This is a genomic window from uncultured Nitratireductor sp., assembly GCF_913053745.1.
Lineage (GTDB): Bacteria > Pseudomonadota > Alphaproteobacteria > Rhizobiales > Rhizobiaceae > Nitratireductor.
In genome coordinates this window covers 1-10646 of sequence record NZ_CAJXGF010000148.1, presented here as the reverse complement: position 1 = coordinate 10646, position 10646 = coordinate 1, and the positions used below count along the sequence as shown (strand labels likewise).

The 10646-nt window shown below is 61.6% G+C and carries 11 protein-coding genes; 7 read left to right on the top strand and 4 right to left on the bottom strand.

The genetic code is table 11. The features are described from left to right. Positions 1-110: 110 nt before the first annotated feature. Together QZ638_RS19235 and QZ638_RS19230 are read right to left on the bottom strand one after the other, a co-directional pair. A complete protein-coding gene (locus tag QZ638_RS19235; protein ID WP_295813516.1) occupies positions 111-1373 on the bottom strand; it encodes a Gfo/Idh/MocA family oxidoreductase in 1263 nt (420 codons plus the stop codon). A gap of 72 nt (positions 1374-1445) precedes the next feature. Beyond that, positions 1446-2534, bottom strand: coding sequence for a substrate-binding domain-containing protein (locus tag QZ638_RS19230; RefSeq protein WP_295813515.1), 1089 nt, complete (start codon positions 2532-2534; stop codon positions 1446-1448). 342 nt (positions 2535-2876) lie between these two features. On the opposite strand from QZ638_RS19230, the gene QZ638_RS19225 reads away from it, so the two are divergent. From QZ638_RS19225 to QZ638_RS19195, 7 genes are all read left to right on the top strand, one after another. Then, positions 2877-3923 carry a LacI family DNA-binding transcriptional regulator gene (locus tag QZ638_RS19225; RefSeq protein WP_295813514.1) on the top strand — a complete coding sequence of 349 codons (1047 nt, stop codon included), beginning with the start codon at positions 2877-2879 and terminating at the stop codon, positions 3921-3923. After that, positions 3914-4756, top strand: a complete 843-nt coding sequence (locus QZ638_RS19220) for an inositol monophosphatase family protein (protein ID WP_295813513.1) — start codon at positions 3914-3916, stop codon at positions 4754-4756. Before QZ638_RS19225 ends, QZ638_RS19220 begins: the two co-directional genes overlap by 10 nt. Before the next feature lie 34 nt (positions 4757-4790). Beyond that, positions 4791-6041: an extracellular solute-binding protein gene (locus tag QZ638_RS19215; protein WP_295813512.1), complete on the top strand. Its 1251-nt coding sequence runs from the start codon at positions 4791-4793 to the stop codon at positions 6039-6041. 66 nt (positions 6042-6107) lie between these two features. Next, positions 6108-7163: an ABC transporter ATP-binding protein gene (locus tag QZ638_RS19210; RefSeq protein WP_295813511.1), complete on the top strand. Its 1056-nt coding sequence runs from the start codon at positions 6108-6110 to the stop codon at positions 7161-7163. Then, positions 7160-8023, top strand: coding sequence for an ABC transporter permease (locus QZ638_RS19205; protein WP_295813510.1), 864 nt, complete (start codon positions 7160-7162; stop codon positions 8021-8023). The genes QZ638_RS19210 and QZ638_RS19205 overlap by 4 nt, the downstream gene beginning before the upstream one ends. A 15-nt stretch (positions 8024-8038) precedes the next feature. Next, positions 8039-8869 carry an ABC transporter permease gene (locus QZ638_RS19200; RefSeq protein WP_295813509.1) on the top strand — a complete coding sequence of 277 codons (831 nt, stop codon included), beginning with the start codon at positions 8039-8041 and terminating at the stop codon, positions 8867-8869. Between the two features lie 20 nt (positions 8870-8889). Beyond that, a complete protein-coding gene (locus QZ638_RS19195; protein ID WP_295813508.1) occupies positions 8890-9741 on the top strand; it encodes a glycerophosphodiester phosphodiesterase family protein in 852 nt (283 codons plus the stop codon). Here the strand turns inward: QZ638_RS19195 and QZ638_RS19190 are convergent. Both QZ638_RS19190 and QZ638_RS19185 read right to left on the bottom strand, forming a co-directional pair. Further along, positions 9717-10352 carry a 2-dehydro-3-deoxy-6-phosphogalactonate aldolase gene (locus tag QZ638_RS19190; RefSeq protein WP_295813507.1) on the bottom strand — a complete coding sequence of 212 codons (636 nt, stop codon included), beginning with the start codon at positions 10350-10352 and terminating at the stop codon, positions 9717-9719. The two genes, QZ638_RS19195 and QZ638_RS19190, sit on opposite strands and share 25 nt — an antisense overlap. Next, a partial coding sequence (locus QZ638_RS19185; protein ID WP_295813506.1) for a 2-dehydro-3-deoxygalactonokinase occupies positions 10349-10646 on the bottom strand: 298 nt, incomplete at its 5' end. The genes QZ638_RS19185 and QZ638_RS19190, both read right to left, overlap by 4 nt.

Here is a 10646-nt window from a genome sequence, read left to right as displayed (position 1 = left end):
TTCGAGGCGTCCATGCCCATAGGACATTGCGCAGTGATTGTGGATGTCGCCGTAAAGCGGCACGACACCGAGCGAGACGGCCAGCGGCATCATATGGTCGGGCAGGTTTTTCACTGGACAGCCTCGAGGGTTTGCGGATCGATGGGCTGTCCGTTTTCGCGGAGCGATTTCTGCGCGGCCAGGACCATACGCAGAGACGCCACGCCTTCGGCGACACCGACCGGAGGCTTTTCGCCACCGTAGAAACGGCGCAGCGTACGGACAAGTTGAAGATCCGCGCCGAAATGCGTCGATCCACGGTCCGGGTCCTGAAAGCAGATCGTTTCCCGGCGATGGCCGTGATCGGCCACCAGGTCGATCTCGCCGGAGTGACGCTCCATGCGCAAACGCCCGGTGGAGCCGACGATTTCAAGCGTTTCCTGATCCTCTGCCCAGGGGCCGAAAATCGCAAAGAACAGGCAGGCGCTCATCCCGTTTGCGTAACGCACGCTGACCACCGCGTGATCGTCGATATCGGAACCTGGCAGATAGACGCAATTGTCATTGCGGTGTTCGACATTGCGGGCTCGGGACCAACTGGGGTTCGCCACCTGTCCGACGCCCTCGAAACGATCCACCAGCGTCTCGTGCCGACGATATGGGCATGTGCGGTCGCACTCGCTGCACCGCGCCGGAGCATCAGGATCCGGCGTGAAAATCGAACTGCGACCGCCCACGGCGGAAACGGAAACGGCCGGCGCACCCGCAATCCAGTTCAGCACATCGAAGTGGTGGGAGCCCTTGTCGTTAAGCGCACCGCCGGAACGGGCATTGTCGCGATGCCAGAGCTGCAGATATCGCGTGTAAGGTATCACCGAGCGCAGCAGGATCATCTGCGGATCGCCGATGGCGCCATTGCGCGCAAGACGGGCGGCTTCGATCCACGGCCGCTCGTAACGACGGGTGAAACCCATCATGATGGAAGAACCGGCGCACTCTTCCGCCTCGTGGATGGCAAGCGCGTCGTCCAGCGTCACGGAAATGGGCTTGTCGAGATAGACCCGCTTGCCGGCCGCGATCGCCGCTTCCACCGGTTTGCGATGTGCATCGGTATGGGTGGTCACCAGAACGAGGTCCACGGCAACCGTGCCGACAGCCTCATCCAGATCATCGAACACCCGGACCCGATGATCGATGCCGTGACTTGCATAGATCGCATCGAGATGCTCGGCGGCGAACCGCGCCCGATCCGGCAGCGCATCATGGACCCCCACGATCCGGAAGCCCGTCTCCGCGGCGATTTCCGCCATGCGCGTTCCGACGAAATAAACGCCGCGCTCACCCGCCCCGATTATCGACACCCCGACCGTGTTGTGCGGGCCACCCACATCCATGCTTTCTCTCGCTCCTCCAGATTGCGAGAGAAATTTATTTGAGTACAATAATCAGTACAATATATATTGTACTCAAAAATCAATCGGAATAATGCTGCCATGCGGTTTGTAGCTGATTTCCAGATAATGGGTTTCGGGCTCCCGATCTCGAAATGCGACACGGTCGGCAAGCAGGGTCTCGAACAGGTCGAATTTCTCGGCATTGGCATTGCCGACAACGTCAAAACGATTGAGGTGCTCGGAGGCGAAATCCGTGCTCCCCAGCATGACGACGCTCAGATTGTCGCGCACGGGCGCCCCCAACTCATGAATGGCCCGCTCGAGCATGAACCCTTCCGTGACCCCCCAGACAATCAGCGCCGTGAAAGGCAGGCTGCCATCCGCCCGGCACTGCTGAGCCAGGGCATTCTGGATATCGGCAACGCTGTACCCGCCGGGCAGCTTATCGATTTCGATCAGCCATTGCGATTGCGATGACGTCACGGATCCGCACAGAAGCAGATATTCGCGCCGAGCCATGGCGATCTGCCGCGCTTTATGGGCGGATGTAAGAAAAGCGATGCGTTCGTGCCCCTTCTCATGCAGCACATGGAATGCAACCGAAAGCGCCTCGCGCCAATTGGTCCCGACGGCGTCCGCATCGATTCCAGTGGCCGAGACCCCATCGATGACAATGCTTCTCACATGCTTGCGCAAGGCGGCGAGGAATTCGATCGAGAGCACCTCGAAATGCACCTGCAAAAGACAGGTCTTGAATTTTCCGATCTTGCCGAGAACCGACAGAGCCTGTTCCTCGGTCGAGTAGCCGATCTGCAGAACGCTGATATCGCGCTGTTTCAGCCGCTGCTCGACCTCTTGCAGCACATTGCGGGCGATCCGGCTGTCCGAGACGCGGTAGAGGACGAGCAGATCTCCCTCCCATACCTCCCGATCGTCCTCGGCCTGGGGATCGCAGACGACGATGCCGGCACCGGGGCGGGCCCGGATGCGTCCATTGTCGAGATGAGGCTGCAAGGCGCGCTCGACCGTGCGCTGGGCCGTCGAGAAGCGGCGCATCATGTCACGGACGGTCGGCAGATGATCGCCCGGTTCCGCTGCGTCGATCTGGTTTTCGAGCCATTCGGACAGGGATCTCAATTTCGTGGAAGTACTCTTTTGCATCTCATGAGTATGAACTCAAAATAAACTCATATCAATCGGCCAGAGGCGAGTCGCGATCAAGGCGAGCCGTTGGCATTCGACGTGCAAGAAATCGCTTCCTCGAAAGCGTGGCTTCCGGCGACCGGCTCGCCGTTATTCCAACGCGATTTGCCAACCACGCAGAGCCGGGCCGCCAATACAAACACTGTCAACGAACCGACATGAACATGTAGCGCGGCTGTCATCCGAGCAAACTATGCTGGCTTCGCTCATCCGAAAAAACCTCTTAACCGACTGAAAAACAGAGGCTTTTAGAACGTGGTAATACGTATTCCCTACTTCCGGCTCGCAAAGGTCTGAGCGATGGCGCGGCGTAAATCCGGCACAGCGACCTCGCATGACGTGGCCCGCGCGGCGAATGTCTCGCAAGCGCTCGTCAGCCGTGCCTTCACCGGCAATGGCAGGATCGCGCCGAAAACCCGCGAGCGCATTCTGAAGGCGGCGGAAGCAGTCGGCTGGCAGCCCAATGCGCTTGCCCGCTCTATGGTGACGGGCGACGCCCCTTTGGTCGCCGTCATTACCACACGGCTCAATTTCGACTGGCGTGCGCAGGTTCTCTCACGCCTCTTGAAGGCCATTCAGGAATGGCATTTAAAGCCGCTGCTTTTCTATGCGGAAAGTGATGCGGAGGTGGATCGGCTTCTGGACGAAGCGCTGGGCTGGCGTGCACGTGGCGTCATCGTCACCGCCGGCGTGGTGCGCGAGAACCGCGCCGCCGCGATCATCGACAAGGGCCAGTTTCTCGTAGCGCTTAACCGTCCGGCCAATCACGACAAGGGCTTTTCCGTCGCCACGGACAATCCGCTGGGCGGACGCATGGCTGCAAAGCTCTTCCTTGAAGAAGGGCGCCAGAGGCTTCTGGTGCTCGGTGGACCGCAGGGCAGTTGGGCACCTTCACTGCGTGCCGAGGGCTTCTCCCAGGCAGCCCACGAGGCCGGACGTCAAGTCGCCGTTTGGAACAACGACACGATGTCGACCGAGGCCGGACGGGCCTGTGCCGGGCGCCTGCTTGCTCTCCCCTCCGCCCAGCAACCCGACGCCGTGTTCGCCACCAACGATGCCATGGCACTCGGCTTTCTCGACGGTCTGCGCGGCCACCGCTCGATCCCCGGCGACATCGCGCTTATCGGTTTCGACAATCTGCCCGCCGCCGAGTGGGCACCCTATCGCCTCACAACCTTCGAGCAGCCGCTGGAGGAAATGATGCGCCGCCTCGTCGCTCACGTGGACGGACACTCGGAAGAACAGCCGCTGCAGAGGAACGGGGCGAGAGAGCAGTGCCCCGGGCTTATCCGCTGCAAACCCAAACTTATCACACGCATGACTGCCGGGAAGACAGAATGCCCCTGAAGACCCCAACCCGCTTCACCCTTGGCAAGCTCCTTGCCGAAAAGGCGGGCCGCATCGCGCTCGATTATTTCCACGCCCCCGATCTCAGAACCGACAGCAAGGGACCCGGCGACGTTGTGACCGAAGCTGACTTTGCGGTCGAGCACATGCTGCGTGCGGCTATCCTCGAAGCGTTTCCCGACGACGCCATTATCGGAGAGGAACTGGGAGGCAAAGCTGCTACGGATGGCTACACCTGGCTCGTCGATCCTATCGACGGCACGGTGAACTTCGCCCGCCGCCTCTCCTATTTCTGCGTCTCTCTGGCGTTGCTCAAGGACAACCGCCCTATCGCCGCATGGGTGTTCGATCCGGTGACGGACGAGCTTTTCTGGGCCGACACGGAGCATGGCGCTCGCCTCGGCGATACACCCATCGCCTGTGCCCGGAACGATACCATGGTGGATGCTGTGATAGGCCTCGGTTTTTCGGGGCGGCACGAGCCGAAACTTTACCGGGAATACATTGCAGCCTTGAGCCTGCACGATGTGGAATTTCGCCGGCTCGGAGCAGGCGCGCTGTGCTTGGCCCATGTCGCCGCCGGTCGTCTCGACGCCTATGTCGAACCGCATATGAACCCGTGGGACGCCGTGGGCGGGCTGTTCATTGCCGCCATGGCGGGCGCTGTCACCAAAGATTATCTGGGCGCGAACGGGCTCGAGCATGGCGCTCCGGTCTTCGCCGCCTCGCCGGCAACGGCGGAAAGATTGCTGGCAATCCTGCCAGCGATGGAATCCGGCACCCCTCAGCATCGGCAAAATGACATGCGGAGTGCCGGAAAAGCCGCGACCTAGGTCGCGCCATCAACCCCTAGCGGAGAAGACACCAATGAAGGCTTTCACTGCTGCAATCGCCGCCACCCTCATGACCACCACCGCCTATGCGGTCACGCCGGTCGGGTCGGAAGAGTTCAACATCCAGCCGGACTTCGATCTGGCCGCGCTGACGTCGGAGAACTTCTACGACGTCGTGGTTCCCCGGGCCAAGGAGGAAGGCAAGCTCACTTTCTTCGACTTCACCAATTCATTCGGCCCCTTGTTCACCGACCATCTCCTGCCGGCTTTCGAGGAAGAATACGGCATTGTCGTCAATTACATTCGCGGCAACAACGAAGCCGCCGTACAGCAGCTTATCGCGGCCAACAATTCCGGCGTGGCCGCACCTGCCGACGTCTATTTCGTCAGTTCCAGCACCACGGGCCTGCTCCTGCGGGAAAATGTCATGGCCAACCTTCCACTGGCGGACCTCCTGCCGAACGCTGACAACTTCAACCAGGAGATCGCCCGCGTTTCCGGCGGTGTGGAACATGGCGGCGCCTATGTTCCTTTTCATCGGAACCAGACCAGTATTGTCTATGACACCCGCACCGTATCGGGCGACGACGTCCCGACGACCGCGGATGCTCTTCTCGTCTGGGCCGAGGCCAATCCCGGTAAATTCGTCGTCACCTCGCCGGCAGGCGGCGGATCGGGCAACGGTTTCATGCAGTCCGTCGCTTACGCCAAGGTGGAAGACGATGATTGCCGCGCCGAATTCTCAAACTTCGCCATAACCGAAGAACAAGCTGAAACCTATGTCAACGGTCCGTGCCTGACCCCGGTCTGGGATTACTACAAGAAGCTTATCCCGGTCGCCGAAGTCACCAATGGCAACTCCGATACGTTGAACCTGGTCGCCAATGGTGCGGGCGCAATCGGCACGGCCTGGGAAGACATGACCTATGATTTCATCGGCCGCGGGTTGCTGCCGCCCACAGTGCGCCAACAGATCATCGAAACCGGTCAGGTCGGCGGCGGCGATGGCATGTTCCTGCCTGTCGGCAGCGGACATCCGGCGGCGGCTCTGCTGTTTCTCGATTTCATGAGTCAGCACGACATCCAGCTCGAGAAGCTGCGCATCAACGGATCGCGTTCTGCGCGCACGGACATCGACCCGGTCGAAAGCTTCTCCGAAGAGCAGGCTGCGCGCCTGATCCCGACGAAAGAATTTGCCGAACGCGCATTGCCGAGCATGCCGGCCCCCCTGACCACAGCAATGCGTGACTATATCGTCGCCAACCTGCTGCGTGCCACCAACTAGCCTTCGCACACCACCATATGGACGGCGCTGTCATGCGGCGCCGTCCATGTGTCAGGACGTCTAACCATGGAAACAACACTCTCCGTTCGCCACTTGACCAAGCAGTTCGAGAGCACCCGCGCGCTGAAGGGAATAAACCTCGAAGTACCAGCCGGTCGCTTCGTCACGCTTCTGGGCCCTTCCGGCTGCGGCAAAACCACCCTGTTGCGCGCCATAGCCGGCATCACGGACCCAACCGCGGGCGAAATCTGGCTTGCCGGCAGGCGTATCGACGCTCTGGCGCCCGAAAAACGCAATTTCGGCATGGTCTTCCAGACCTACGCGCTGTTTCCGCACATGAATGTGGAAAAGAATGTCGCGTTCGGGCTCGAAATGCGCAATGTCGCAAAGCCCGAGATCGCCGCCCGAGTCGCCGCAGCGCTTGAGCTGGTCGGCCTTGACCAGCATGCCCGCCGCCTGCCCCGCCAGCTCTCCGGTGGCCAGCAGCAGCGTGTTGCGCTGGCGCGCGCCATCGTCATCGAGCCGGATGTTCTCCTGTTCGATGAACCGCTCTCCAATCTCGACGCCAAGTTGCGCGACAGCCTGCGCGAAGATCTTCGCACCATGCAGCGTAAGCTCGGCATCACCTCGATCTATGTCACGCACGATCAGTCGGAGGCCATGGCACTGGCCGACGAGATCGTGGTGATGAAGGATGGCGAGATCGTCGAGCGCGGCACGCCGGTCGATCTCTACCGCCGCCCGCGCTTCCGTTTTACCGCCGAGTTTCTCGGCCTCACCAACGTCATCGAGGCCGACCTTTCCGGCAGCGAATGCCGCCTGCCCTGGGGCGCAGTGCGCAAGATCGAAAACCCGGCCGAACGCGCCTCGGAAGGCATAGCCATCCGCCCCGAGGACATCGGCATTGACGCTGCCAAGGGCGAGGCCGACGGCGTGGTCGAGCAATCCATGTTCCTCGGCGCCTCCACCCATTACTGGATTTCGGCAGCCGGGCAGGAATTGCGTGTCGTCACTGCAGGTGGACAGTCAGATATCCTGGCCACCGGCCAGCCGGTCAAGCTTACCTTGCCGCCGGCCCTTCATCTCCTCAAGACGTTCGAGCCAGCGGAAACACCGGCATGACGCCCGTTCGCCCGACAACGCTGCTTCTGTGTCTGCTGCCTGGCGTCGGCTACCTTCTTGTGTTCTTCGGCATGCCGCTCGTGCGGGTGCTGGTGAACAGTTTTTCCGGGCGCGGTCCGCAGACCGAAGTCTTCACCTTCACCCCCTGGATCACGCTTCTAACGACGCCGGTCTATCTCGACGGCTTGCGCTTCTCCGTCTGGCTCGCCGTCGCACCGACCGCGCTCAGCCTGCTCATCGCTCTGCCGCTCTCGGCCCTTATGCAAGCCAATGAGACCAGTCGCAGATTCTTCGGCTCGCTCTATCGTATACCACTGGTGGTGCCCGGCATTGTCGCGGCCTTTCTCGTGCTGGTCATGCTGGATCGTGGCGGCATGGCGAGCCGCATCCTAACCCCGCTTGGCATCGCCCTGCCGCGGCTGGTGCGCGACGAATGGGGTCTTGGCGCGATCATCGCCTCGTCGTGGAAGAATATTCCGTTCATGACGCTGATCATTTCCGGTTCGATGGCCGCGATCAACAAGGATGTGCTTTCCGCCGCCCGCACGCTCGGAGCCGGCCGTTTCACCATCTTATGGCGTATCCAGTTGCCGCTGGCGCAGCCCGGCATCACCGCCGCCGTTCTCCTGACCTTCATCAGCTCGCTCGGCTCCTTCGTCGTGCCGAACCTGCTCGGCCCCAGCTATCCGCTGCCTCTCAGCGTGCACATGTACACCGAAGGCTTCACCAAGGGTAACTGGCCACTCGTCTACGCGATGGGGACGCTGCTCAGCATCGTCGCAGTGGGCGTTCTCCTCACCTATTACGCAATCATCGGTTCGATCGGCCAGTCGGACGCCCCAAAGCGCGCGGGAGCTTGAACCATGGCAATCGGCATGAGACATTCCCAACGCACCCAGCTCTGGGTCTCACTGGGCCTCTATGGTTACCTCATCCTGACGCTGTTTGTGCCGCTGGGCGTGATCGCGCTGTGGGCCTTCTATGATCCTGCGGTGGGCTGGTTTCCGCCCGACATCGTTCCCCGCTCCTTTTCGCTCTCGGCCTGGGGTGACGTTCTTTCGGACCGGCACATCCTGCCGTCCGCCCTGCTCAGCTTCTTCGTGTCGACCGTGGTGACGCTCCTCACCGCCACGCTCGCCTTCCCCACCGCCTGGGCGCTGGCGCAGTTTCCCTTTCGCCTGAAGCGCGCGGTCGAGGTGTTCGTGCTCGCGCCAATGATCGTACCGGGCATCGTGGTGGCTGTGAGCCTCGGCGAAATTTTCTTCGGCCTGGGCCTCGCCGGCACCGTGCAGGGCATCATTCTCGTACAGACCGTCGGCACGCTGCCCCTGATGATCCGTATCCTCACGGCGACACTCGAAGGCATTCCCAACGAATTGATCCTGGCCGCCCGCACGCTGGGTGCCCCGCCCCGTGTCGCGGTGATGCGCATCGCACTGCCACTTGCCTGGCCCGGTTTTCTGGCCGGCGGCCTTCTCAACTTCATTGCCTCGTTCGAGGAATTCGAAAAAAGTTTCATGGTCGGCGCACCGCAGGTGCAGACGCTCGCCGTGCGCTTGTGGAGCTATCTCGGCGGCGAAATTCTCGTTTTGCCAACGGCCGCAGCCGTTACCTTCCTGCTTCTTGTGCCAATGCTCATCATTTTCTTCATCGCCGAACGGCTCATGAAGGAAGACGTGATGGCGGCGGGACTTGGAAAACTGTAACCTGAACGAGGACTTGGATTATGGGATTCTCCTTCCACACTGGCGAAACCGGCCCGCTGCATCTGTGCGGCCATCGTGGACATTCCATCGGCGCGCCGGAAAACACGCTCGCGGCGATGCGCGCCTGCCATGACGAGGGCGGCCGCAGTTGTGAGATCGACACCGTACTGACCAGCGACGGCGAGATCGTCGTGCTGCACGATCTCTCGGTCGACCGCACCACAGACGGTTCCGGCCCCGCCAGCGCCCTGACGGCAGCGGAAATCACAAAACTCGACGCCGGCTCCTGGTTCGGCCCCGAATTCGTCGGCGAGCGCATCTCCACCCTGACCCACTTTCTGATGCTTGCACGCGAGCTGGACATGGGGCTGGAGGTCGAGGTGAAGGAGAAGGTCAATCTCGACGGCTACATCCGCGAGCTGAAGAAAATCGCAGCCGACCCGGCGAACCTTGAACGCATGATGATGATCTCCTTCGACCATGCGAGCCTCAAGCGCATCAAGAAAGAGATTCCCGGCATCCTGACCGGCGGCATTGCCCATGAGCGCTATGGCGACCCGCTTGCCGTCGTGAAGTGCGCCGATCTCGACGAACTTTGCATCGACCTCGCGGTTTTCAACCTGGAGGATGCGCGCCGCCTGAAGGCGAACGGCATTGCCATTCGTTGCCATGCCTATGCCCCGAAGAAATTCGAGGAAGCGGTGCGCAACGGGCTCGACTGGACCGAAACGCTCAAAACCGCGTTATCCGAACGTCTGATCGATACTCTCTCGGGCGACGACGTGGCCTGGTTGCGCCGCTTCGCAGAGGAGAACGGTCGGGCCGACCGACACCCTGCAGTGCGGTCTCAACCCTCGAGCGCGCTGTCGTAGGCCTCGACCGTGCGGCGCGCCTTTTCCCGAACGGCATCGACAGTGTCTCCCGGCCGGTAAAGACCGGTTCCAAGACCAAACGCACGCACCCCGATGCCAATGTAGTCGGCGAAAGTCGCGTCGGACACTCCGCCGACGGCGCAGACCGTGGCGTCCTTGGGCAGGATCGCCTTGATCGCCGAGACACCCGAGGGCCCGAGCGCCGATGCCGGGAAGAATTTCAGTGCCGACGCGCCGCATTTGTGCGCCAGAAGCGCCTCGCTCGGCGTGAAAACACCGGGCATGGAAACCAGACCGAGTTCCACACTGCGTCGGATGACGTCCGGATCGGTGTTCGGGCTGACCACAAGCTTGCCGCCAATATCCGCCAGGCGGTCCACATCGTCCACCGACAGAACGGTTCCCGCACCGACCAGGGCACGGTCTCCGGCAACGTCCACCGCCGTCTCGATGGACCGGAACGGTTCTGGCGAGTTAAGCGGAACCTCGATTGAGGTAATGCCGGCAGCGATCAGCATGTCCGTCATCGCAGCGATTTCAGAGGGACCGATACCGCGCAATATTGCGACCAGTGCGCGCCGGTTTCCGGGCCATTCGTTCGATGCGTTCATGACTGTGCACCCCATATCGTTTGTGCCGAGTGAAACAGCCCGCCACGCGACGCATCCTCGGCATCGATCCGGGTGACGGAAAACCCGGCCTGCTGCAATGCACGGTCGTAAAGCGCCGCGATGCCGCCGGCGGCGATGAGCGTGACCGCACTGCCGGCACCGTAGAGGTTGCGAGCGCCAGCCACCTCTCCGCCGATGAGCAGACCCGAAAGATGCGCGGCCCCCTCGGCGCGTTCCTCGAAGCCCAGAAGCTGAGCGGCTCGCACGCCGAAAAGACCGGACAAAACGGCCTCC

What these genes read in the sequence shown, in the direction of transcription:
- QZ638_RS19220 (WP_295813513.1), top strand. Translation starts at nt 3,914, where the DNA reads ATGCCCCTGAAGACCCCAACCCGCTTCACCCTTGGCAAGCTCCTTGCC.
- QZ638_RS19195 (WP_295813508.1), top strand. Translation starts at nt 8,890, where the DNA reads ATGGGATTCTCCTTCCACACTGGCGAAACCGGCCCGCTGCATCTGTGC.
- QZ638_RS19230 (WP_295813515.1), bottom strand. Translation starts at nt 2,534, where the DNA reads ATGCAAAAGAGTACTTCCACGAAATTGAGATCCCTGTCCGAATGGCTC.
- QZ638_RS19200 (WP_295813509.1), top strand. Translation starts at nt 8,039, where the DNA reads ATGAGACATTCCCAACGCACCCAGCTCTGGGTCTCACTGGGCCTCTAT.
- QZ638_RS19235 (WP_295813516.1), bottom strand. Translation starts at nt 1,373, where the DNA reads ATGGATGTGGGTGGCCCGCACAACACGGTCGGGGTGTCGATAATCGGG.
- QZ638_RS19210 (WP_295813511.1), top strand. Translation starts at nt 6,108, where the DNA reads ATGGAAACAACACTCTCCGTTCGCCACTTGACCAAGCAGTTCGAGAGC.
- QZ638_RS19225 (WP_295813514.1), top strand. Translation starts at nt 2,877, where the DNA reads ATGGCGCGGCGTAAATCCGGCACAGCGACCTCGCATGACGTGGCCCGC.
- QZ638_RS19190 (WP_295813507.1), bottom strand. Translation starts at nt 10,352, where the DNA reads ATGAACGCATCGAACGAATGGCCCGGAAACCGGCGCGCACTGGTCGCA.
- QZ638_RS19215 (WP_295813512.1), top strand. Translation starts at nt 4,791, where the DNA reads ATGAAGGCTTTCACTGCTGCAATCGCCGCCACCCTCATGACCACCACC.
- QZ638_RS19205 (WP_295813510.1), top strand. Translation starts at nt 7,160, where the DNA reads ATGACGCCCGTTCGCCCGACAACGCTGCTTCTGTGTCTGCTGCCTGGC.